Raw genomic sequence first — 24,206 nt, 5'->3', positions numbered from 1 at the left:
ATAAGCTACAAGCCCCAAGCTTGCGGCCCACCGCTTGTAGCTTAGGCTAACTACCCAGCACCGGCTACACCCGCTGGCTTGCTGATTCTTCGGTGGGTCGAATGCCGATAATGGCCGGAGCGGTCAATTCCGAAAAGTGTTGGATGATGCGGTCGGCGTGGCCTAGGTCCTGACCGGCGGAGTGCGGGCTGGCGTAGCCTACGCAGTAGATACCCGCCGCCTTCGCCGCCGAAACCCCGTTGGCCGAATCCTCGATAACGATGCACTCCGACACAGCGGTTTTGGCCAATGCCGCCGCGTGCCGGAAAATTGCCGGGTCGGGTTTCGACCGCTCAAAGTCTTCGCCGCTAACGAGGTGGTTGAAATAAGGGCCGAGCCCGAACCGCTGAAATACCCGTACAATCGTGGCTTTGGAAGCCGATGAAGCCAGCACCAGCTGCACGCCATGCGCCCGCAGGTCCTCAATCAGGCTGCGCACGCCGGGCAGCAGGTCGAGCCCGGTATCTTCATCGAAAGACTTATTGAACAGCTCCCGCTTGCGCAGCAGCAGACTTTCCACGTCCTGAGTAAGGCCAAATTCGCTTTTGAGCCGCTGAAAAACGTTGCGCGTCGAGCCGCCCAGAAAGCTGGCATACTCGGCCACGCTGACGGTAATGCCCAGCTCGGCAAACAGCGTGAAAAAGGCGTGGTGGTGCAGCGGCTCGGTGTCGATAATGACGCCGTCCATGTCGAAAATTACGGTGCGAATCATGAGTAGTCGGGGAAGCAGGAGCGGCAAAGGTACCGGGTGGGGGGCGAGGCGACTTTGGGGTGCGGGCGGGGTGCGGGGCAACAGCTCGCCACTTTTTTTGAAAAGTTATGGCCTGACCAACACCTTGGTGCGTAGGGTAGAAATTGCTACTTACGCCACCCTTTCGCACCCCAATCCCACCCACTTATGTCCGATGCCCTTCCCGTGCCCGCGCCTGACCAGCCGGCCACCAACCCCGACCTGGTTTTTCGCCAGAATACTTCCAACCCGCCTACGGCGGCCGGTGCGGCGGGCCTCACCCAGCGCCAGCGCGTGCAGCAGGCCGCCTTCTACGCCCACGATGTGCGCAACGACCCCGCCCGCGAGTCTGCCTACCGCAAGCATACCGACGAGATTTTGCGCTCGCCCTATGCTGTGGCCGTGGCCGACTATCTGAACGCGCCCAATATTACGAATGTCGATTTTTCGGGCTACCGGGGCCGGGTGGGCGACGTAATTGTGGTGCAGGCCACCGACGATTTTGCCCTGCACCACGTGCACGTGCTCATCCAGAATCCCGATGGCAGCATTGTGGAGGAGGGCGATGTGCGGCCCGAAGCCGACGGTAGCACGTTCCGCTACGTGGCTACTGCTTCCAACGAGTCACTGGCCGGCGACAAGATTACCATTACCGCTTCGGACTACCCCGGCAACGAGACACGCCAAGAAGCCGTGCTTTAAGCCGGACCGCCCGCATTACTTTGCCCTTTTCCTCTCCCTCAAAATACTATGGCTGAAACTACGCTCAAAGCCGTCGCTGCCAAAATGGCGAAGCTCGACATCGCCCTGCTCACCACGCACACCAGCCGGGGCCAGCTCAGTACCCGCCCCATGAGCAACAACGGCGACGTGGAATACGACGGCAATTCCTACTATTTCACCTACGAAGACTCGCGCACCGTGCGCGACATCACCGAAAATTCGCACGTCAGCCTCGGCTTTTCCGGGCCCGATTACCTGTATGTGTCCGTGGTGGGCACCGCCACGCTTATCCGCCAGCGGGCCACCCTCGAAAAGCACTGGCTACCCGAGCTAAAGCGTTGGTTCAAAGAAGGAATTGACACGCCCGGCATCGTGCTGGTTCGGGTGCAAGCCAGCCGCATCAAGTTTTGGCACGGCGAAGGAGATGGCGAGATAGAACTGTAGACGGACTTTAACAATGAGCCCATTGGCCCGTCATTACGATTTGCAAATCCTACCCTCACATACTCCTACCCTAAAACCATGAAACATCTGGTCGTTCTCACCGGAGCTGGCGTCTCAGCCGAATCTGGTATTCGCACGTTTCGCGACAGCAACGGGCTGTGGGAAAACCACCGCGTGGAAGACGTGGCCTCGCCCGAAGGCTTTGCCCGCGACCCCGCTTTGGTGCTCGATTTTTATAATCAGCGGCGCGCCCAGGCGCGTACCGTGTCGCCCAATGCAGCGCATCTGGCACTCGCGGGCTTTGAGGAAGAAGCCGGCTGGCGCGTCACCATCATCACCCAAAATGTGGACGACCTGCACGAGCGCGCCGGCTCCACGGAGGTTATCCACCTGCACGGCCGGCTCAGTCAGATGCGTTCGGTGAAGGATGAAACCAAGGTATACGACTGCCCCGGCGACATTAATCCCGGCGACCTCGCGCCCGACGGCGGGCAGCTGCGCCCGCACATCGTATGGTTTGGCGAGATGGTACCCCTGATTGAACAGGCCGCCGAAGTGGCGGGTACTGCCGATGCCCTGCTGGTGGTGGGTACTTCTCTGCAGGTTTACCCGGCCGCGGGCCTGCTGCACTACGCCCCCGTGGGCTGCCCGGTCTACGTCATCGACCCGCATCAGCCCGAGGCGGGCCGGCGCGGCATCCGATACGTGGTGGAGCCCGCCACCACGGGCGTGCCCAGGGTATTGAGCGAGCTGGCGGCGGGCTGAAAAGGAGGCAGTGGCTTTTCCGCGCCTACATTCGCGGCTGTTCTTCTCGTCGGTTATGGCATCAGCATTCGCGCACGCGGCCTTGGGCGCTACTTTGGGCAAACTTATTCTTCCCGAACGCCGACACTGGCCCTACTGGGTGGCGGCGGCCGCGTGTGCCGCCCTGCCCGACGTGGACGCGCTGGGCTACAAGCTGGGTGTGCCGTACGAGAGCCTGTGGGGCCACCGCGGCCTCACGCACTCGCTGTTGGCGGCGGCTTTGGTAGCGGCCGTGGGCGTGCTGTGGAGCCGGCTGGCGCGGGCGGGCCAACGCCCGGCGGCGGCGCGACTGGGGCTGCTTTTATTTCTGGCTACGGCGTCGCACGGCGTGCTCGATGCCATGACCACGGGCGGCCTGGGCGTCGCGTTTTTCAGCCCCTGGGATTTGGAGCGGTATTTTTTTGGCTTACGGCCAATTAAGGTGTCGCCCATTGGCATCAAGGCTTTTTTTAGCGGCCGGGGACTGCGGGTTCTGGCCAGCGAGGCCGTGTGGGTGGGTCTTCCGTGCCTGGTATTATTGGGCTTGCAGCGGCAGTTGGCCAAGGTGCAGCGGAAGCGCTTTTAATGAGGCGGCTTACCTTTTTGGGCTGCCGTCGTAAGAGGGGCAATAATCTGTCTCCATGCCTCGATTTTTAACCCTGCTTCTGGCAATTTCTCTTTTTATTGCCAGCACTTCCCACGCCCAGACTGCTTCGCCGGCCCATACCGTTTTCCTGTTGGGCAACACCGCCCGGGCTGATTTGCCGCCGGAGCGTCTCAAGCAGCTGCGGGTGGCTTTGGAACAGCAAACCAGTCCTTTCACGGTCGTGCACCTGGGCGATATTGTGAGCAACACCGGCCTGGCGGCCAAGGGCGACTCGGTACTGGCCACGGCCGCCCGCAGCCGGGCCGATGCCCTGATTGCGCTGGTGAAGGGCTTGCCGCTGGGTAAAATCTACTTCCTGCCCGGCGATAAAGACTGGGCCAATTCCGGCAACGGCGGCCTCAAGGCCGTGCGCCGCCTGGAGAAGTACATCGAAAAACAGCTGCCCGGCCAGAATGCCTTCCTGCCCACCAACGGCTGCCCCGGCCCCGAGGTAGTGGACGTGGCCCCGCTGGTACGCCTCGTGGCCATCAACACCCCGTGGTTCACCCATCCCTTCGACCGGCCCGAAGCCCCCGACACCGATTGCAAAACCCTGACTAAAGAGGAATTTCGGGAGCAGCTCCAGGATATTATTGATGAGACCAAGGGCCGGAATGTGCTGCTGGTAGGCCACCATCCGGTGCTGAGCACCGGCGTGTACGGCGGCAGTCAGCCTCTGTCGCGCCACCTCAGCCCGCCCGTGCTGGGCACCATTTACGCGGCCTACCGCCAGAACGTGGGCTCCCCGCGCGATTTGGCCAACCCGCGCTACCAGGAGCTGCGCCAGGAGTTGCTCAATACTCTGCAAAGCAACCCCGGCGTAGTTTATGCCGCCGCGCACGACTACAGCCTCCAGCTCACGCCTTTCCAGGGCAACTACCACGTGGTGAGCGGCAGCTTTGCCGAAAGCCAGCACGTGGGGCCCGCGGGCGCATCGCTTTATAACGAAAGCAAAGAGGGCTACACGGCCCTGGAGTACTTTGTCGATGGCACCGTTACCACGCACTTCTACACGTTCGGCAGCGCCGCCGCGCCCGCTACCAGTGCCTTCGCCACCACGTTATTTCGTTCGGCCTGCGCCGGGCTGGCCGATTCCAAAGTTCCGGTCAACCCTTTTCTGTCGGACTGCCCCGGCGTAGCCAAAACGGCGGCGGAGGCCATGCCGGATGCGCCTTTTCAGGCCATTACCACGGTGGTGCCCGGCCCGGAATACAAGGGCAACGGCGCCAAGCGATTCTTCCTCGGCAGCATCTACCGCTCCTCCTGGCTCCAGCCCGTGGCCGTGCCCACCCTGGACCTGCGCACCGAAAAAGGCGGCCTGCGCCCGTATGGCAAGGGCGGCGGGCGCCAAACCACTTCCCTCAAGCTGATTGCGGCCGACAGCTCGGCGTACGTGTTTCGCTCCGTGGACAAGGACGTGACCCGCATTCTGCCCCCGGAGCTACGCCGCTCGATTGCGGCCGACGTGCTCCGCGACATCACCGCCACGGCCCACCCGTACTCGGCCCTGGTGACGGGCGCGCTGCTCGATAAAACCGACATCCTGCACGCCCGCCCGCGCCTGTTCCGCCTGCCCGACAACCAGCAGCTGGGCCCCTACCGCGCGCAATACGCCGGCCTGCTCGGCACCCTCGAAGACAGCCCCAAAGACCCCAAACGAAGTTCATCGCCAGATAAACCCAACCTGCCCGGCTTCGGCGGCTCCGATGAGGTGACCCGCAGCTTCAACTTCTTCCGCAAGCTTTATAAGGATAACGACAACCGCATCGACGCGCCCGCCCTGGCCCGCGCCCGCGCCTTCGACATGCTGGTGGCCGACTTCGGCAAGCACGAGGACAACTGGAAGTGGGCCGGTTTCAAGCAGGCCGACGGCACCACACTCTACCGCCCCATTCCGCGCGACCGCGACCAGAGCTTCACCCTCTGGAACGGCCTGCTCACCTACGTGGCCAACCGCGAATGGGCCGTGCCCAGCATCGAAGATTTCCAGGAAGATTTCAACGACCTGAAAAGCTTGAACTGGCCCGCCCGCCACCTCGACCGCTTCCTGCTCCAAAGCCTCAGCCGCGCGCAGTGGCAGGAGGCCGGGAAGTACCTGCAAACGCAGCTTACTCCAGCCGCCATTGATAAGGCGACTGGCAAACTACCCGCTGAAATTCAGGGCTTATCCGGCAACGACCTCAACCGGAAGTTAAAGGCCCGCATCAAAACCTTACCCAAAGCCCTGGACGATTACTACCTGCTGCTGGCCAAGCGGGTGGACGTGGTGGGCAGCAACAAAGGTGAGGTGTTTTTGGTGAACCGGCTGCCCACGGGGCAGGTGCGCGTGCAGCTGTTCGACCGGGCCAAGGAAGGCGACGCACCCCAGGGTCCGGCCCTTTTCGACCGCACTTTTGAGCCCCGCGAAACCGAGGAAATCTGCCTCTACGGCCTTGATGGCCGCGATATTTTCACCCTGACCGGGGACGGCGGCAGCCATAGCATTCTGGTGCGCGTGATTGGCGGCGAGGGCAAGGACCGGATTGCCGACGACTCGCGGGCGGCCGGGCTCCGCACCCTCACCAAGGTATACGACCTGCCCGGCACCGACCTCAAAGCCGGCCCCGAAACCGACAACCGCACCAGCCCCCGCCCCGGCGTGAATGCCTACGACCGGGAGCAATTCGAGTACAATTCCTACCGGCCCAGCATCGGCTTGGGCTACAACCGCAACGATGGCTTCACGGTCAGTGCAGGCGCCACGTTTCAACGTCAGGGCTTCCGCAAGCCCGGATTCAAGAACCAGTACTCGTTTCTGGCTGAAGTGAGCACCGGGGGCCAGCGCCAGCTCACGGCCAGCACCCGGCACCGCTATGCTATCGGCAAAGTCGATGCGGGCGGCGCGGTCAGCTATGGCAACTACTTTCCGTTCTACAATTTCTTCGGGCTCGGCAACAACACGGCGCTGAACCAGGACCAGTACGACAACAACTTTTACAGCGCCCGCTACCGGGGCCTCACGCTCACCACCTTCCTGGAACGAGTATTTTTCCAACGGAGCCTGATTCGGGTGGGGCCGACATTTGAGTACTACGCCACCGACTTTGCCCCTACCAGCTACCTCGGCACCTACCCGTTCCGTCCCGACAATCCCGTGGTTGACCCTATCATCAACACCAGCTTCCAGCGCCTGCTGGGTTTGAACGCGGTATTCGACCTGGACCTGCGCGACCGGCCGGCCTTTGCCCGGCGGGGCGTGCGCCTGTTTGCCCAGCACGACAGCTACCGGCAACTGGCCGGCGCCAAAACCAATTTCGGCCTCACCCAGGGCTTTGCCGAATACTACGGCACGGCCACCCTGGGCATCCCCGTTACGCTGGTGGTGAAGGGCGGCGGCGCCAAAAACTACGGCCGCGACAGCGAAATTCCGTTCTATAAATTCGCGTCGCTGGGCCTGCGGGAGGGCCTGCGCGGCTACTACCGCAACCGCTTCAGCGGCGACGCCAGCCTGTACTACAACACGGAGCTGCGCCTGGCCCTGGGGCGGGTCAAAAACGGGTTTTTGCCCTTTAGCTACGGCGTGTTTGGCTTCTACGACCAGGGGCGCGTGTACTACGAGGGCAGCTCGCCCGGCGGCTGGCGCTCGGGCTACGGCGCGGGCTTCTACCTCGCTCCCGTCGTAGAAACCCTGGCCCTCACCTTCTCCTACCAGAAATCGGTGGAAAACACTTTGCTGCAATTTGGGCTGGGTTTCCGCATCGATAAGTAGTTGGAAATTACAATTGTTGCCTCTCGCAAAGGTTAGCAGATTTTGCGGCCTGACCTCTGCGGACCTCCGCGTTTTACCTCCGCGAACCTCTGCGAGAAACAACCGTGGGCAGGTCCAATAATGGAGCGTGTTGGTGGCTCTATTGTGTAAGCAGCGGCGGGTTAAGGAATGATTCGCGGCCTGCCGCATTATCCGCTGCCATTCTCCCGTAATTTCGTGCCCATGAATTATCCGCTTCGCAAAATTGCCGCCATCGATATTGGGTCTAATGCTGTTCGTTGCCAGATATCGGCGGTGCTTTATTACGAAGGGCGCTACCGACTAAAGCGCGTCGAGTACGTACGTTTCCCCATGCGTTTGGGCGAAGACGTGTTTGCTTCCGGCGAGATTTCGCCCGCTAAGGAAGAAAAATTCGTCAAGTTTCTGCACTCCCTCAAGCTGCTGATGGAGGTGCACGAAGTCTGCCACTACTTAGTGTGCGCCACCTCGGCCATGCGCTCCGCTGCCAACGGCGCGGCCATTGCGGCGCGGGTACGTCAGGAGCTGGGCATGGAAATCAAAGTAATTGACGGGCAGGATGAAGCCTTCTACATCAACCGCGTTATCGAGCACTTGCTGGAAGACAACAAGCATTACCTGCACATCGATGTGGGCGGCGGCAGCACCGAATTCAACATCTACCACGACCGCCGCAAAGTGGCCGCGCAGTCGTTCGAAATCGGCTCCATTCGCCGCATGCAGCAGGAGGAAAGCGGCGATGCCAATACCGAGGCCCAAACCGAGCTGTGGGAGCGCATGGAATCCTGGGTGCGCGAGCACGCCCGCAGGCACCACGTTACGCGGGCCATCGGCACGGGCGGCAACATCAATAAAATATACAGCATGTCGCCCGCCGCGCCCAACAAGCCCATCACCAAGCGCAGCATCGACAGCATCCTGCGGCGCCTTTCGGGCCTGAGCATGGAAGAACGGGTGAACGTGGCCATGCTCAATCCCGACCGCGCCGACGTCATCGTGCCCGCCGGCCACATCTACCTCTCCGCCATGGAATGGGCCGGCATCAACAGCATGCTCGTGCCCGACATTGGCCTGAAGGATGGCATGCTGCAATCCCTGTTCGAAGACTTTTTCGACGACCTGAATTCCGACCCCGCCGCCGGCCATCCCGCCCACCTGCCCGTGCCCGACGTGCAAAACGTACCCGCCGAGCTGGAGTAGGAATGCGCTAAGGCGCAATTTGGCGTTGCCTGATTTTCAAGATATTCATACCGGGACAATACGCAAACGCCCGAACGTGCATTAGCGCGTTCGGGCGTTGTTATAGGTCCTGCGTAGCAAGCGACTGGGCTTAGCCTTGCGCCGCCACGCTGCTCACGCTTTCCTCATCGACGTGCCCCACCGGCGTGGCATCGTCTTCACAGGCATCCTCCGTCTCGCCTTCGCCGAAAGCATCATCGGCTGCCTCGCTCGCGTGCTGCGCTGCCAGAGCGGTCAGTTCATCAGCTACGCCCAGGGCTTTGGCTACGTCGAGGCGGCGTTGCGCCTGCACGTCGAGCAACGCCAACAGTCCTTCCGGGGTGGCGGTGGCGAGTTGGGCTTCGTCGCGCTTGAAGAAGGCTTTATGCACATTCACCACTGGCTCGCCGGGGGCCGGATGCTGCCGGATGTAGGCGCCATCCTCCCGCATCACGTAGCTGTTCTGATTATCCATCATATTCATCATCAGAATATTAATGGCCTCCCGCTTGAGCTGCGGATTAACAATCAAAAATATTGCTTCAATGCGCCGGTCGAAGGAGCGCACCATGATGTCAGCCGAGCCGGCGTATACCCGCGCCTCGCCGCCGTGGTGGAAATAGAACAGCCGGGTGTGCTCCAGGTACTCGCCCACGATGCTGCGTACTTCGATGTTCTCGCTCAGGCCGGGCCGGCCGGGGCGCAGGCAGCAAATGCCGCGCACGATGAAGCGAATGGGCACACCGGCTTTGGCGGCCTTGTAAAACTCGTCGATAATCTCCTTGTCTTCGAGCGAGTTCATCTTCATCACGATGCCGCTGGGCAGGCCTTTTTTGGCGTGCTTCACCTCCTCCCGAATGAGGTGAATGAGCTGCTGCCGCATGTCCTTGGGCGCCGTGATGAGGTACTCGTAATCGTCGGGCTGCGAGTGCCCGGTGATGACGTTGAAGAATTCGGACACGTCGTGCCCGTACACGTCATTGGTCGTCAACAGGCTCACGTCGGTGTAGAGGCGCGAGGTTTGCTCGTTGTAGTTGCCCGAGCCGATGTGCACGTAGCGCGTCACCTTCTCCCCTTCCTTGCGGATAATCATGAGCAGTTTGGTGTGGGTCTTGTACTTGCTCACGCCGTAAATCACGAAGCAGCCGGCCTTCTCCAGCCGGGCCCCTTCGCGGATGTTCTTTTCCTCATCAAACCGGGCCTTCACCTCAAACAGCACCGAAACGTGCTTGCCGTTCTCGGCCGCCTTCAGCAGCGCCGCCGACACGCGAGAGTCGTCGGCGAGGCGGTAGATGGTTTGCTTGATGCCCAGTACGTGCGGGTCCACGGCGGCCTGCTCCATCAGCCGCACCATCGGCTCGATGCTGTTGTAGGGATGGTGCAGCAGCACGTCGTGGTGCTTCAGGTACTCGAACATGTTCTCCTCGGCGCCTTCGGGCAAGCTGAGCGGCGCGACTGGAGTGGGCAGCTTGGGTGTTTTGCCCCGGAAAGCCGGGTGCTTCACAATCTGCCACAGCCCTTTCAGGTCAATCAGCGAATTGATGACGAATACGTTACCGTTGTCGATGTTCCACCGCTCCCGCAGCACGTTCATGAGCACCGGTGAGGCGTTGGGCTCCACTTCCACGCGCACCACGCGGCCGCGCTTGCGGGTCTTCAGGCCCACCTGAATTTCCTTAATGAAGTCGTTGTCGATATCGTCGGACTCTTCGAGCGTGAAGTCGCCGTTGCGGCTGATGCGGAACAGGTTGGCCGCCACAATCTCCACGTTGCGAAACAGGCGCGGCAGAAACTCGCGTACCACTTCCTCGATGGGCACAAAAATCACCTTGTCCTTGCGCGTGAGCTCGAAGAACCGGGTCAGGTTCTGCGGTATCTGCACGAAGGTGAGCCGCTCCTGCCCCTTGTCCGATTCCGCGTCCAGGCCCAGGCTGTTGCCGATACGCGTGACTACGCCAAAGATGAGCATCTGGTTCATCATCAGCGGGAAGCCGTGGTAGGCGTCGTAGACCATCGGCGTGAGCAGCGGAAATACGGTGTTTTTAAAGTAGCCGTCAGCCTTCTTTATTTCCAGCTCCGTGAGGTCCGACATCTTTAGAATGTTAAAGCCGTTCTTCTCGAAGTTGGGCTTCAACTCATTGAGGTAAGTCAGGCTCTGGTCGTTCACGAAACGGTGCGCGAAGTCCAGCAGCTTGCGCCGAAACGGTAGCTCCCGCAGGCCCGAGTAGTCAATCCGCTCCTTGCCATAATCCAGATAATTATAGAGCGACCCCACACGAATCATGAAAAACTCGTCGAGGTTAGAGCTGGTGATGGCCAGAAACTTGAGCTTATCAAAGATGCTCCGGCTGGTGTCCTGCACCTGGTCGAGCACCCGGTAATTGAACCGCAGCCAACTCAAATCGCGGCTGATGTACTTGCTTTTGCGGATAAGGTCGGCAGACTTAAATAGCTTCATGAATCACGGATTTAATCGGATTAGACGGATTTCGCGGATTTTGTAGACGATTTAACCGTTGTGGCACAAATTAACGACTTTGCGACCGGCCGTTGGGACCGCCCGCAAAGAAAAGTGGTTGACCATACCAAAACGACACTGCTTGATAGGTTGAGTTGCTTCTTTCCTACAATGGTTATGAAAACGCACCTTCGCGCGTTCGGCGTGTGAAAGGCAACATTGTAGATAAGGCCACCAGACAACGCGCCACCATTCCACGATTGAACGTGCCAAGGCGCGTTCCTACACCTACGGACAAAAAGAAAAGGCCCGCTTTGCAGCGGGCCTTTGCAGTAGCGGGATGCTTACACGTCCAGCTTGGCGTATTTGGCGTTGCGTTCGATAAAGTCGCGTCGTGGGGCCACTTCATCGCCCATCAGCATCGAGAAGAGGTGGTCGGCGTCAGCGGCCGATTCCACGGTTACCTGCTTCAGGGTGCGGGTCATGGGCTGCATGGTAGTGGTCCAGAGCTGCTCGGCGTTCATCTCGCCCAATCCCTTGTAGCGCTGCACGTTCACGGTTTCGGGCTTGCCGCGGCCGAGGTCAGTTTGGGCCTGCATGCGCTCCTCTTCGGTCCAGCAGTAGCGCTCTTCTTTGCCGCGCTTCACGAGGTAGAGCGGCGGCAGGGCAATGTAGATAAAGCCCCGGTCCACCAGCTCGCGCATGTAGCGGAAGAAGAAAGTCAGAATCAGGGTGCGGATGTGCGAGCCGTCGATGTCGGCGTCGGTCATGATGATGACCTTGTGGTAGCGCAGCTTGCTGAAGTTCAGCGGGCCCGATTCCGTACCGTCGTCGTCGGTGGTAAAGGCCAATGACTTCCGCTCGTTGAAGCTCACGCCCAGCGCGGTAATCATATTCTTGATTTCCTCGTTCTCCAGAATGCGGTGCTCCTGGGCTTTCTCCACGTTCAGGATTTTACCGCGTAGCGGCAAAATGGCCTGAAACGCCCGGTTGCGGCCCTGCTTGGCAGTGCCACCAGCCGAGTCACCTTCTACCAGGTACAGCTCGCAGATTTCGGGGTCCGACTCCGAGCAGTCGGCCAGCTTGCCCGGCAGGCTGTTGCTGCTCAGCACGCCCTTGCGCTGCACCATGTCCTTGGCCTTACGGGCGGCAATGCGGGCCTTGGCGGCCAGAATCACCTTCTCCATGATGCGGTTGGCCTGGTTGGGGTTCTCGTCCAGGTACTGCGTCAGGATTTCGCCCACCACCGAGTTCACCGCGCCGCTCACCTCAGAGTTGCCCAGCTTGGTTTTGGTCTGGCCTTCAAACTGCGGCTCCATCACCTTCACCGAAATCACGGCCGTGAGGCCTTCGCGGAAGTCATCGCCGGTGATTTCTACCTTAGCTTTTTCAAACAGCTTGTTCTTGTCGCCGTAGGTTTTGAGCACCCGCGTCACCGCCGAACGGAAGCCCGCCACGTGCGTGCCGCCCTCAATGGTGTTGATGTTGTTGACGTAGGAATAAACATTTTCCTGGTACGAGGTATTGTACTGCAACGCCACTTCCACGGGCGTGCCACCCTTTTCGCTCTCCACGTAAATGGGCTCCGAGAGCAGCGACGGCCGCTGCTCGCCGTCGAGGTACTGCACGAAGTCGCGCAGGCCACCGGTCGAGTAAAACTCTTCGCCACGGAACTCGCCACCTTCCAGCTTCTCACGGCGGTCGGTGAGCGTAATCCGGATGCCCTTGTTCAGGTAGGACAGGTCGCGCAGGCGGCCGGCCACGGTATCATAGCGGTATTCGGTTTCGGTGAAGATGCTGGCATCGGGCAGGAACTGCACTTCGGTGCCGTGCTCCTCGGTGTCGCCCACTTCCTTCACGTCGTACTGCGGGAAGCCGATTTTGTACTCCTGCTCGTATTTGTGGCCGTTGCGGCGCACGGTCACTTTCAGGTCGGTACTCAGCGCGTTCACGCAGCTCACGCCCACGCCGTGCAGGCCACCGGATACTTTGTAGGAGCCTTTGTCGAACTTGCCCCCGGCGTGCAGCACGGTCAGCACTACTTCCAGGGCCGAGCGGCCTTCCTTGGCGTGAAAATCGACGGGAATGCCGCGGCCGTTGTCGCGCACGGTCACGGAGTTGTTCTCATTGATGGTAACGTTAATCAGGTCGCAGTGCCCGGCGAGGGCTTCGTCAATCGAGTTGTCGACTACTTCCCACACCAAGTGGTGCAGGCCTTTCATGCCGGTATCGCCGATGTACATGCTGGGCCGCTTGCGCACGGCCTCCAACCCTTCCAATACTTGAATGCTGTCGGCTGAATAGTCCGACTGCGCCATTTTCTCTTTCGTTTCGCTCATGTGGGCGGGATTAAATCAGGTCGTAAAACAGCCCTTCGGGTTGCTAGGTACTGAACAATCAAAAGTACTTATTTAATCCCATTTTAAGGAATTTCTGCGGTTTTAATCCCACTGTTTTTTTAGGATGCCTAATTACAATTCATGGCCGAAAGCGCTGATTTCGTGACATAAACCGGACTGCAAAAGAATTCGCCTTTTTGAGCCTCGCTCTACACTATAAATCCCATTAACACTGGAGTGCCCTGCTCATCAATAACCGCCGAAAACGCACTCCAAGTACACAAAAAAGCCTCTCACGCTACCGTGAGAGGCTTTTTTGTGGCCCCGTTTGGATTCGAACCAAAGACCGACTACTTAGAAGGTAGTTGCTCTATCCAACTGAGCTACGGGGTCGAAACCGGGGCAATCAAATGTCGGGGTGGCAGGATTCGAACCTACGACCTCCTGGTCCCAAACCAGGCGCGATACCGGGCTACGCTACACCCCGAGAAAAAAATAATGCTGAGTCTTGGCGACGACCTATTGGGTGGAGCCCCAACGGGAAGCTTTCGCAACCCAACATTATAGTGGAGAGGGGGGGATTCGAACCCCCGGTAACCTTTAGAGCTACGGCAGTTTAGCAAACTACTGGTTTCAGCCACTCACCCACCTCTCCAGGTTGGTTTCGCTTCCGTCCGAAGCGGGTACAAATGTACGGGCAGGAATCAGAAAACCACACTTTCGGCAAAAAATTTATCGCAGAAGTGAAAATAAGTTGAGCAACCGGCGCTCCGGAGGGTTCTTTGCACTTTGCTTTCTCATTGTTCTACAATTGATAACCTGGGCATACCCTCATTTTTTAGCCGTAAGTCTCACGGCCGCATTTGCCCTGCTCTTGCTACTGGTGCATTGGCGCCGGAGCCACCGGGTGGGCCGCGCCCTGGGTAGCCGTGCCCGGCACCGGGGCTGGAAACTGACGCTGCGCGTGCTCTCGGGCGCGGCTTTGCTAGCGGCGGCCCTGGGCCCGGCCCTGGGCGTGAGCCAGCAGCCGGTACGCACTGCGGGCAAAGACGTATGGCTGCTGGTAGACGTGTCGCGCTCCATGGACGCCCCGGACGTGGCCCCTACCCGGCTGCTGCGCGCGCAGGCCGAGCTGCGAGAGCTGGTAGCGCAGTTTCCGGCCGACCGGCTGGGGCTGGTGGTGTTTGGGGCGGAGGCGGTGGTGCAGTGCCCACTCACCTACGACCAGGAAGCGGTGCAGGTATTTATCAGCACGCTGCGCACCAGCCTGCTGCCCAGCGGCCCCACTACCCTGCGGGCTCCATTAGAATTGGTATTGAGTCGTTTGGCCCCGGCTGTTCCCGCTGCCTCTACCGGCCCATTGCCCCGCGCGACGGCGGTGGTGGTGGTGAGCGACGGGGAGGATTTTAGCGAGAACCTGGAACAGCCGCTCCGGGAAATAGCCCGGAGTGGGGCACGGGTGTACACGGTGGGCGTGGGCACGAGCGCAGGTGGTAAAATTCCGAGTGCGGCGGGCGGCTTTGTGAAAGATGCGAAGGGACAAGTGGTGCAGACCCGCCTGCAGGAAGCCCCCCTATTGCAGCTGGCGGCCCAAACCGGCGGGCAATACGTGGAGCTAAACAACGAGCAGAACGGTTTTGGCACGGTGCTCCGGTCGTTGCGCACCATGCAGGGCACCACGGAGCAGGTGCGCACGGTGGCCGTGGCCGACAACCGCTACCGCTACCCGCTGGCGGCGGCCGTGCTGCTGCTGGTGCTCGACATTGTGCTTACCGTTACCATCATTCGCCCATGAAATACCTGGTATTGCTGGCTTTGCTAATTGGGGCGCCCACCTGGCAGCTCCTGACCTGGGTGCACGACCGCAACGCGGCCGTGGCGGCAGGCGCCGCCGCCTACGCCCGCGGAGAAGCGGCCGTGGCGGCTACCTCGTTCAAAGCAGCCATGGCATCACGGCCCCAGCGCACGCCCGACCCGCGCCTGGTATTGAATCTGGCCCACGCTCAGGCCCGGGCCGGGCAGCTGGTGGCGGCGCAGACCACCTATGCCCGGCTACTTGCGGCGGGCCCCAAGGGCCTGAGCAGCGTGGCGCGGCAGCAGTTGGCGGTGCAAGCCGCTCAGCAGGGCGAAATTGCCCAGGCGCTGGCTTCGCTGCGGCAGGCCCTGCTACTCGACCCCGGCAACCGCGGGGCCCGCTACAACTACGAAGTACTGAGCGAGTACCTGACCAGGCGTCCCAACGCGCCCAGAATTGCGGAGCCGCCGGCCCCTGCGACTGGGGTGCCAAAGCCCTCGCCGGAAAAAGAAAAAAACGGTGCCGAAAAAAATCAGCCCGCCGAAAAAGAAGGGACAACCCGCAAGGGAGAAGTTAACGAGCAAAAACCCGCCCCACCAACTCCAAACACGCCTCCCGAACGCCGGCCCGACCCGGCCGGCCAACCGGGTGGGCCGCCGCCCGCGGGCACTTCGGGCCAGGGCTCGGCTGAGGGCCGCGCGCCCGGTTCCGGCACGCCGCAAGCGGTAGCCAGCGGGGCCACGCCCGGCACCCAGCGCGGGCTGGACCGGACCAGCGCGGCTCCGGGCAGCTCCGGCAACGGACGCAACAGCGGCTTAGGGACGGAAGCGGCCACGGCAAGCGATGCGCAGCTGCAAACCCAGCGGGAACGGCTGAAAGCCATGAACCTGAGTCCGGCCCAGGCCCGCCAACTGCTTGAAACGCTGCGGGCCCAGGAGCAGCAATACCTGCAGCAGCTTACGCGGCCCGTGCAGCAGAAACCGGACCCCAGCAAGCCAACCTGGTGATTGTGGCGGCGCCAGCAAAATGCTTTCTACCAACCTCCGCAAAACGCCTCCCAGGCAAGAGGTGGCTTGGGGGCGGTTAAATCCGTACTTTTGCGGCCTGATTTCACCTCCCACTCAACACTCTTATCGAAGCTCGTATGCAAATCAAGGAAGTTGTCATTATAGCTGCCGTTCGCACCCCGATTGGCTCATTTGGTGGCGCACTCGCGTCGCTGTCGGCCACTGAGCTCGGTGCTATTGCCCTGAAAGGTGCCCTGGAGAAAGCCGGCGTCGCTGCCTCGGAAGTTGAACAGGTGATTATGGGCAACGTGATTTCGGCCAACCTGGGGCAGGCTCCGGCCCGGCAGGCAGCCAAAAAAGCGGGCCTGCCCGACACCGTGGAATGCACCACCGTGAATAAAGTGTGTGCCTCCGGTACGAAGGCCATCATGTATGCCGCCCAGGCCATTATGCTGGGGCAGGCCGACGTGGTGCTGGCCGGCGGCATGGAGAGCATGAGCAACGTGCCCTATTACCTCGATAAAGCGCGGTTTGGAGCCAAGTACGGTCACGGCCAGATGATAGATGGCCTGGTGCGCGACGGCCTCTGGGACCCCTACAACGACTACGCCATGGGCAACGCGGCCGAAAACACGGCCAAGGAAATGGGCATCACCCGCGAGCAGCAGGACGCCTTTGCTATTGAAAGCTATACCCGCAGCGCGGCCGCGGCCAAGGCGGGCAAGAAGAAGGACGAAATTGTTCCCGTGACCATCGAGAGCCGCGGCAAAACCACGGTAATTGCCGACGACGAGGAATACCTGAAGGTGGATTTCGCCAAGGTTCCCGGCCTGAAACCCGCCTTTATCAAGGAGAACGGTACCGTGACCGCCGCCAACGCCTCCACGCTGAACGACGGCGCGGCCGCCGTGCTGCTGATGAGCCGTGAGAAGGCCGACGCCCTGGGCCTGAGCCCCATTGGCCGCATTCTGGGCTTCGCCGATGCCGAGCAGGCCCCGGAGTGGTTCACGACTTCGCCCGCGCTGGCTATTCCCAAGGCGTTGAAGAACGCCGGCAAAACGGCCGCCGATGTGGACTTCTACGAAATTAACGAGGCTTTCTCGGTAGTGAGCCTGGCCAACAACCAGCTGCTGAAGCTGGAAGGCAGCAAGGTAAACGTGTACGGCGGTGCCGTGAGCCTGGGCCACCCGCTGGGCGCTTCGGGCGCCCGCATCGTAACCACGCTGATGAACGTGCTGAAAAACGAAGGCGGCAAAATTGGCGTCACCGGCATCTGCAACGGCGGCGGCGGTGCCAGCGCCATTGTAGTAGAGGCTTTCTAAATCGCTGATTGCCGCTGATTAATCGTGATTTCACTGATTAATTGCCGTTCTGATTCGTTAGCTTGAAAAAACTATTTGCAAAAAGGCCACGCTGGATGCAGCGTGGCCTTTTCTTTGCGTTGAGTGGACGCCAAGTAAACGAAAAGCAAGGGGGAAACAGTTTACGTACTGCGGTTAAGCAGTGAAATCACGCTTAACCATAGAAAATCAGCGATTTATGAAATACCTAGTGCCTGTTTTTCTGCTGCTACTGGCCCTGCCTTCGTATGGCCAGAAAGTGCGGCGGCTCATCACGTTTTACGACTCCACGAAGGTAAATAAGCGGGAAGTGTACACCGCACTGGTGGCGGCCGATACTGTACCCCAGGGCACGTACAAGCGCTTTTACCGCAACGGCAAGCTGGAGCAGCAAACCAGTTTCCGGCAGGGCAAGCGCGATTCGGCCTACGTGGAGTTTCACCCGACCGGCAACCGACGGCTGGAGACGACGTACCGCGACGGCATCCGGCAGGGCCCCTTCAAAACGTATTACGACGGTGGCAAGGTGGCCCAGGAAGGCTTCTTTGAGGACGACGAGCCCAACGGCGAGCTGACGTTTTACCACCCCAGCGGGGAAGTCCGGCTGCGCACCACGCTCACCAAAGGCCAGCCCAATGGCCCCCTGAAAGCGCTGTATCCCGATGGCAAGACCCAGGCTGAAATCAGCTACGTGGACGGGCAGCCCAACGGCGCGGTGAAGTTCTTTTACCCCAGCGGCGCGGTGCAGAGCGAGGGCGTATTCACGCGCGGGCTGCTCTCAGGACCCTACAAAACGTATTACCCTAACGGCCAGATTGAGAATGAGGTACTGGCCGACAAGAATGGCCGCGGGCGCTACCGCAGCTACTACCAAAGCGGTAAGCTCCAGACCGAAAGCACCTACGCCCCTGCCCCGCTGGTGCAGCGCCCCGTGAAAAACCCTTTGGGCGATGACCTCACCAAGCGTGTGGCCCCGCTCACCGGCACCAACAACCTCGACGGCGCCTCGACGAGCTATTACGAGAGCGGGCAGGTGAAAACCAAGATGACCTACCGCAGCGGCGTGCCGGTGGGCAACGCTCTGGAATACTTCGAAAACGGCAACCTGCGCGAGGAAATTGACTACAGCAACAACGGACGCGACCGCAAAATCACGCGGTACCACGACGCGGCCGGCAAGCTGGCGCAGGCCGAAGTCCAGTACAAAAACGGCAAGCCCGCTGGCACCTGGAAGGAGTTTTACCCCGATGGCAAGACCCCGCGCAAGGCCGAAACCTACGGCCCCACCGGCCGCCTGCTCGGCGACCGCATCACCTATTTCGAGAACGGGGAGGTGCAGAGTCGCCAACCTTTCCTCAACGGTTTTATGGCCGGCATGGCGCAGGAATTCTATCCCACGGGCAAGCTGCACAAGGAAACCACCTACGTGCGCAACGTGCTGCTGGGCCCTTTTCGGGAGCTACGGGAGGACGGCACGCTGGCCGTGAGCGGGCAGTACCGCAACGGCAAGCAGAGCGGCGTGTGGACGTATTTCAAGGAAGATGGCACCACCGAAGCCCGCTCCGTAACCTACCGCAACGGCGAACTGGTGGACCCGGTGAAGAAGGCTGCCGCCCGGCCCAAGCCAGCGCCAAGACGCAAATGATTTTTTAGTTGCTGGTTGTTAGTTTTTGGCTGAATGGTTGTTGGGGAATGGAGCATAAATAACCGTACTCCAGTTGAGTTGTCATAATGAGCATACTTCTGCGTGAGCAGTTAAACCAGCAACTGACACCCAGCTTCCTGCACTGAACAGTGAATTTAATAATTTAAGCTCTGGCTTCCGGCCAGGGCTTTTTTGGTTTTTGTCCATCCCGGCGGCTTTCTCAGGCAACCCAAAATCTGAGTCCGGCATCTGAATGACCAAGCGCGCAACGCATGGACGCTCAATAGTAGCGAAGTTGAATATATTTTTCAACCCGTTACACACTAACAATCAATTGATAACAATTCACAAAGCATAGCTTGCTGAATATTTATTGCAACAGTACCTTGCTTTACAAAGTACCTGCTTTACTTTTGTTCTGTTCAAAGCCCAGTAGCTGTGCTTAGCGTGTACCAAAGATGGCCCGCTACCCCATTACTGAAACCTCACTCATCGGAGTAAGGGTCGCTGAGCAACTCACCATCCCAGCGGAACCGCGGCCGCTGGATGAGCTGCTCCCCTGCCCGCCTCCACTCTCACCTCTGCACCATGAAAAGTTTCGTCACTCGCCCCGCTCTTTCCCGCTTTACGCTCGCCCTGCGTGGGTGGGCATTTGCTTCGTTACTATTGCCTTTGGGCGCTATGGCCCAAACCACAGGCCTTGGCCGCGTGAGCGGCAGCCTGCTGGAAGCCAGCAATGGCAAAGCCGTTCCGTTCTCCGATGTTCTCTTTCTGCGCGCCGCCGATTCCACGTTTGTGGCCGTGGCCCAAACCACCGAGCAGGGCACGTTTCAGGGCGCCGCGCTGCCGCTGGGCACCTACCTGCTGCGGGTGCAGGACCTGAACTACCAGGTGCTGCGCCGCCGCTTCACCCTGACGGAGGCCGCGCCCAGCCTCAACTTTCCGGGCCTGCGCATGACCGCCGCCTCGGCTACCAAGCTGGGCGAAGTAGTGGTGACCGGCCAGAAAGCCACCGTGGTGGAAGAGTTGGGCAAGCGCGTGATAAACGTGGAAAAAGACCTGGGCAGCATCGGCGGCACGGCGGCTAATGTGCTGCAAAACGTGCCCTCGGTGAACGTGGACGTGAACGGCACAGTCACGATGCGCGGCTCGTCCAACCTCACCATTCTCATTGACGGCAAGCCCGCCGGCACCGGCAACGGCGGCGGCGCGGGTGGTCCGCGCCTCGACCAGATTCCGGCCTCGCGCATTGCGCAGGTGGAGGTCATCACCAACCCCTCGGCGAAGTACGATGCCTCGGGCGGCGGCGGGGTCATCAATCTCATTACCAAGAAGGAAACCCGCAACGGCACCAATGGCACCGCGGCCTTCAACCTGGGCACCAAGGACAAGTACAGCGGCAGCCTGAACCTGACCCGAAAGGTGGGCAAGGCCACCTGGACGGCGGGCTACGACGGGCGCGACGTGACCTACGGCAGCCGCGGACGCTCGCAGCAAACCGCCCTGCTGGGCACCGCTGATAACCCCCAGACGGTGCGCACCACCCAAGTGGGTGTGGGCCGCGAAATTCACCGCAACCAGGAGCTGCAAGCCGGCGTGCAGCTGGAGCTGCCCAAAGACCAAAGCCTGGGTTTTAGTGCCTCGATGGGTACGGAGCGGAACATTGAGGGCGAAAGCCAGGACCTGACCCAGCAAACCGACAACGGCGCCGTGCTGCGGGCCCGCGGCCGGCAAGACCTCGACGTGAGCGTGAAAGTGATGCAGTACGGCGGCGACTACCGCCGCACCTGGGAAGCTCACAAAGGCCGCGAGCTTTCGGCCAACGTAGGCGGCGTGCGCATCGATGCCACCGTGCCCGTGGTACAGCGCCAGTACGTAGAGGCCGGCTCGGGGCAGACGGCGCAGCCCGGCACGCGGCAGCAGCTGGACGTAATAGCCAACATCACCTTCGGAACCGTTGATTACACCCATCCTTTCGCCGAAGGCAAAGGCCGCCTGGAAATGGGTGTAAAGTTTGAAAACCAGTCCAACGTCGGCTCCAACAAATTCGGGGTCGCCAACAGCGAAACGGCTCCCAACAGCTTTCAGGACGACCCCGCCCGCTCGCTCACCTACTCCTTCAACCAGCTGGTGCCCGCCGGCTACGTAACGGTGCAGCGGCCCCTGGGCCCCAAGTGGAACGCCCAGGTGGGCCTGCGCTCGGAATACACCCGCATCAGCGGCAGCGTGGAAGGCGGCGCGGGCATAGCACAGCGCGGCAGCCTCGACCAGGACTACCTCAACTTCTTCCCTTCGGCTAATATCAGCCGCGAGTTTGGCAAGGAGCCCGGCCAGAACCGCCTGCAGCTGAGCTACGCCCGCCGCCTGAACCGCCCCAATTTCATGCAGCAGATGCCGCTGGCCATCTACCAGGACCCGCGCAGCTACCGCCTCGGCAACCCCCGCCTGCAGGCCGAGTTCAGCCACAATATGGAGCTGGGCCACCAGTTGAGCCTGGGCGCGGCCACGCTCACGAGCACGGCCTTCGCCCGCATCACTACCAACTCCATTCAGCGCCTGCGCTTTGTTGACACCGAGGCCACCCGCCTGGCGGGCCCCGGCGCCGGCCTCGTTACGGCTGAAACCTACGACAACGTGGGCACCGTCACCAACATCGGCGCCGAGTTCAGCCTGAATCAGCCTATCGCCAAGTGGTGGCGTTTGAATGCCAGCACCAGCCTCTACCGCGCCCAGGTGGCGGCCAATGCCTTCGGCAACAACCGCCAGGCCCTGGTGGGCTCCGTGCGCCTGAGCAACAACTTCACCATTCGCCCCACCCTGGAAATGCAACTGAGCGGCAACCTGCGCTCGGCCGCGCTCACGGCCCAGGGCCGGCAGCTTTCCCAGGGTTCGATGGATGTGGCCCTGCGCCAGCGCCTGTTCTCGGACCGCGCCGCTCTCACACTCCGCGTTTCGGATGTGTTCAACACCCTGAAGTACCGCAGCGAAGTGGAGACTGACGCGCTGCGCAGCACCCGCTACGCCAAAGATGAGACCCGCGTGGGCTGGCTGGGCTTCACCTGGTACATCGGCGCCAGCAAGGCCAAGCCGGGCCGCATGGAGGCCGCGCCCCAGGGCGGTGGCGGCTTCGGCGGCTGAGTTAATTGATTTTTTGTTTGCCACCCCGCTTTTCTCACCCTCCTTTCTGCAAACAGCCCCGTCGTCGGTTCGTCCGGCGGCGGGGCTTGTCGTTTGAGGTGAAGGATGGTACGCAAGCCAGCCGCGAGCACTTTCCGCACCGGCTCGCAGTGGTGACCGTGAAAAATCTGCGAACCTCTGCGTTTTTACCTCTGCGACCTCTGCGGGAAAACAAGTATTGCCGACTCTTGGCAGAGCTTTCAAATTTGATGTTGACTATGTTGATATATCAACTATGTTTGCATCAAACAAACCAAACTATGATTGTTGACACCCCCACCCAAACGGTTCTTTATTCCCTCGAACAGGCTATTAAGGCCTATCGGAAGCTTTGCCAGCGCAACATTTCCCAGGTAATGGCCGACCTCACGGTAGACCAAGGACTGGCCCTGATGGTGCTGAACCAGCACCCGACGCTCAACCAGCACGAAATCGCCGAGCTGGTTTTCAAGGACAAGGCCTCCATTACCCGCATCATCGAGCTGCTGGTGCAAAAGGGCTTCGTGGACCGGGCCATGCACGCCACCGACCGACGCAAATTCGAGCTGCGCATCACTGCCAAAGGCCGGGATACCATTGCCCAGCTCGGCGGCACCATTCAGCTCAACCAACAAACGGCGCTGGCGGGCTTGCCCGACGAAGAGCTGGCCCGGTTCTACGCCACGCTGCAAAAAATCATCGCCAACTGCTCTGTTCCGGTCTGATGCGCCCCATACTCTTCCTCTTGTGCTGCTGGCTGGGCAGTGCCGCCACTTGTTTCGGGCAGCCGGCTGTGGCGCAAAAACTAGCCGCCTACATGCAGGCGCAACACGCGGTGAACCACTTTGCCGGCGTGGTGCTGGTGACGCGCCACGACTCGGTGCTGCTGCGGCAGGCTTACGGGCGGGCCGACTTTGAATGGGAGGTGCCCAACACCCCGGATACCAAGTTTGCGCTGGCATCTATCACCAAGCAGTTCACGGCCGTGGCCGTACTGCAGCTGGCTGAGCGCAAGCAGCTGCGGCTCTCGGATAAGCTCAGCGCGTTTCTGCCCGGTTTTCCCAACGGCGACGCCATTACCGTGCACATGCTGCTGACGCACACGGCCGGGCTGGCGCTCGATTTTGAGGAGCTGTACCTCGACCGCACCGCCGTTTCCAAAGATTCGGCCCTGACCTATGTCCAACGGCTGCCCACGCAGTTTGCTCCCGGCACGGCCCTGGTGTACAGCAACGTGGGCTACTATCTGCTGGGGCAGATTATTGAAAAAGTATCCGGCGTATCCTATGGCGACTACCTGCAACGGAATATTTTCGACGTGGCCGGCATGACGCAAACGGGCCTGCACAGCAACACTGCCCTGGTGCCCCGCCTGGCCCGGTCCTACTACCGGGAAGGCGTGGCATTCGTCAAAAATCCCTACATCAACTGGAATCTCAACGTGGGGCACGACGGGGCGTACTCCACGGCCGACGATTTGGCCCGCTACGACCGCGCTATGCAAGGCACCGCGCTGCTTTCGGAAGCGTCGAAAACGCTGATGAACACGCCGCACAACCAGCGCTTTCCGGGCAATGGTTTTCTCGACCGCTACGGGTACGGCGTCTTCATCAACCCGTTCTTCAGCCAGGGCCACGACCTGCTGACCCACAGCGGCGGCTACTTCGGGGCCATGACCACCCTGGACCGCTACCCAAAGGACGAGCTGTTCGTCACGGTTTTGTCGAACAACCAGGCCGAATCGCACTGGATTAGCTACGGGCTGGCGGGCATCCTGTTTGGCAAAGCGGTGGAGCTGCCCTACGAGCACCAGTCCGTGGCCCTGGCCCCCGCCACGCTGCCGCGGTTCACGGGCCAGTACGGCGCGGTGCGCATCGGCCAGGCCAATGGGCGGCTGTACCTGGGCACCGAGGAAACTCCCCTGGTGCCGGAATCCGCCCGCAAGTTCTTCAACCAAGCCAACCCAGACCGCACTTTTGAGTTCCTGGCCAACAAAAAAGGAGCCGTCTATGCCGTGGTGGTGACGAAGGGCGGAGTTCCCGAAACGCTGCTGCGAAATAAAAAGGGACAGTAGCCCGGAACGATGGGATAGCTGTTGCGAGCGCAGCCCGGGCAAC

Annotated in this window: 16 protein-coding genes and 3 tRNA genes; 13 read left to right on the top strand and 6 right to left on the bottom strand. The window is 60.8% G+C overall.

Annotated features, from left to right (window positions below):
• Positions 1-64: 64 nt before the first annotated feature.
• Positions 65-751 carry an HAD family hydrolase gene (locus GM79_RS20360; protein ID WP_035567452.1) on the bottom strand — a complete coding sequence of 229 codons (687 nt, stop codon included), beginning with the start codon at positions 749-751 and terminating at the stop codon, positions 65-67.
• Positions 752-937: 186 nt separating this feature from the next.
• On the opposite strand from GM79_RS20360, the gene GM79_RS20355 reads away from it, so the two are divergent.
• From GM79_RS20355 to GM79_RS20330, 6 genes are all read left to right on the top strand, one after another.
• Positions 938-1,471, top strand: coding sequence for a hypothetical protein (locus tag GM79_RS20355; protein ID WP_051719126.1), 534 nt, complete (start codon positions 938-940; stop codon positions 1,469-1,471).
• Positions 1,472-1,519: 48 nt separating this feature from the next.
• Positions 1,520-1,936, top strand: coding sequence for a pyridoxamine 5'-phosphate oxidase family protein (locus GM79_RS20350; RefSeq protein ID WP_035567450.1), 417 nt, complete (start codon positions 1,520-1,522; stop codon positions 1,934-1,936).
• A gap of 78 nt (positions 1,937-2,014) precedes the next feature.
• Positions 2,015-2,701, top strand: coding sequence for an SIR2 family NAD-dependent protein deacylase (locus GM79_RS20345; RefSeq protein WP_035567449.1), 687 nt, complete (start codon positions 2,015-2,017; stop codon positions 2,699-2,701).
• Between the two features lie 55 nt (positions 2,702-2,756).
• Positions 2,757-3,305, top strand: coding sequence for a metal-dependent hydrolase (locus GM79_RS20340; protein ID WP_035567447.1), 549 nt, complete (start codon positions 2,757-2,759; stop codon positions 3,303-3,305).
• A gap of 55 nt (positions 3,306-3,360) precedes the next feature.
• Positions 3,361-7,113, top strand: coding sequence for a hypothetical protein (locus GM79_RS20335; RefSeq protein ID WP_152560114.1), 3,753 nt, complete (start codon positions 3,361-3,363; stop codon positions 7,111-7,113).
• A 222-nt stretch (positions 7,114-7,335) separates the two neighbouring features.
• Positions 7,336-8,331 carry a Ppx/GppA phosphatase family protein gene (locus GM79_RS20330; RefSeq protein WP_081867912.1) on the top strand — a complete coding sequence of 332 codons (996 nt, stop codon included), beginning with the start codon at positions 7,336-7,338 and terminating at the stop codon, positions 8,329-8,331.
• 130 nt (positions 8,332-8,461) lie between these two features.
• Here GM79_RS20330 and ppk1 read toward each other — a convergent pair whose 3' ends face one another.
• The 5 genes from ppk1 to GM79_RS20305 all read right to left on the bottom strand — a co-directional run bounded on the left by ppk1 (position 8,462) and on the right by GM79_RS20305 (position 13,801).
• Positions 8,462-10,807 (bottom strand): polyphosphate kinase 1, encoded by a 2,346-nt coding sequence (ppk1, locus tag GM79_RS20325; protein WP_235184128.1) that lies wholly within the window; start codon positions 10,805-10,807, stop codon positions 8,462-8,464.
• A gap of 344 nt (positions 10,808-11,151) precedes the next feature.
• Positions 11,152-13,146, bottom strand: a complete 1,995-nt coding sequence (gyrB, locus tag GM79_RS20320) for a DNA topoisomerase (ATP-hydrolyzing) subunit B (protein ID WP_035567444.1) — start codon at positions 13,144-13,146, stop codon at positions 11,152-11,154.
• Between the two features lie 319 nt (positions 13,147-13,465).
• Positions 13,466-13,539: transfer RNA gene (locus tag GM79_RS20315), tRNA-Arg, on the bottom strand.
• A gap of 20 nt (positions 13,540-13,559) precedes the next feature.
• Positions 13,560-13,633 (bottom strand) — tRNA-Pro (locus tag GM79_RS20310).
• A gap of 80 nt (positions 13,634-13,713) precedes the next feature.
• A tRNA-Ser gene (locus GM79_RS20305) sits at positions 13,714-13,801 on the bottom strand.
• Positions 13,802-13,957: 156 nt separating this feature from the next.
• Here GM79_RS20305 and GM79_RS20300 point away from each other — a divergent pair.
• The 7 genes from GM79_RS20300 (at position 13,958) to GM79_RS20270 (ending at position 24,163) form a co-directional block, all read left to right on the top strand.
• Complete coding sequence (locus GM79_RS20300) at positions 13,958-14,941, top strand: VWA domain-containing protein (protein WP_051719125.1); 984 nt, start codon at positions 13,958-13,960, stop codon at positions 14,939-14,941.
• Positions 14,938-15,948, top strand: coding sequence for a hypothetical protein (locus tag GM79_RS20295; RefSeq protein ID WP_035567443.1), 1,011 nt, complete (start codon positions 14,938-14,940; stop codon positions 15,946-15,948). The genes GM79_RS20300 and GM79_RS20295 overlap by 4 nt, the downstream gene beginning before the upstream one ends.
• A 137-nt stretch (positions 15,949-16,085) precedes the next feature.
• Positions 16,086-17,270 (top strand): acetyl-CoA C-acyltransferase, encoded by a 1,185-nt coding sequence (locus GM79_RS20290; RefSeq protein ID WP_051719124.1) that lies wholly within the window; start codon positions 16,086-16,088, stop codon positions 17,268-17,270.
• A gap of 217 nt (positions 17,271-17,487) precedes the next feature.
• Positions 17,488-18,933 carry a toxin-antitoxin system YwqK family antitoxin gene (locus GM79_RS20285; RefSeq protein WP_035567442.1) on the top strand — a complete coding sequence of 482 codons (1,446 nt, stop codon included), beginning with the start codon at positions 17,488-17,490 and terminating at the stop codon, positions 18,931-18,933.
• Between the two features lie 681 nt (positions 18,934-19,614).
• Positions 19,615-22,071, top strand: a complete 2,457-nt coding sequence (locus GM79_RS20280) for a TonB-dependent receptor domain-containing protein (protein WP_035567441.1) — start codon at positions 19,615-19,617, stop codon at positions 22,069-22,071.
• 299 nt (positions 22,072-22,370) lie between these two features.
• Positions 22,371-22,814, top strand: a complete 444-nt coding sequence (locus tag GM79_RS20275) for a MarR family winged helix-turn-helix transcriptional regulator (RefSeq protein ID WP_035567440.1) — start codon at positions 22,371-22,373, stop codon at positions 22,812-22,814.
• Positions 22,814-24,163, top strand: coding sequence for a serine hydrolase domain-containing protein (locus GM79_RS20270; protein ID WP_035567437.1), 1,350 nt, complete (start codon positions 22,814-22,816; stop codon positions 24,161-24,163). The genes GM79_RS20275 and GM79_RS20270 overlap by 1 nt, the downstream gene beginning before the upstream one ends.
• Positions 24,164-24,206 lie beyond the last annotated feature (43 nt).

It is taken from the genome of Hymenobacter sp. IS2118 (genome assembly GCF_000715495.1).
GTDB lineage: Bacteria > Bacteroidota > Bacteroidia > Cytophagales > Hymenobacteraceae > Hymenobacter.
The sequence above is the reverse complement of the archived record's forward strand: the minus strand, read 5'-3'. Positions and strand labels throughout refer to the sequence as shown.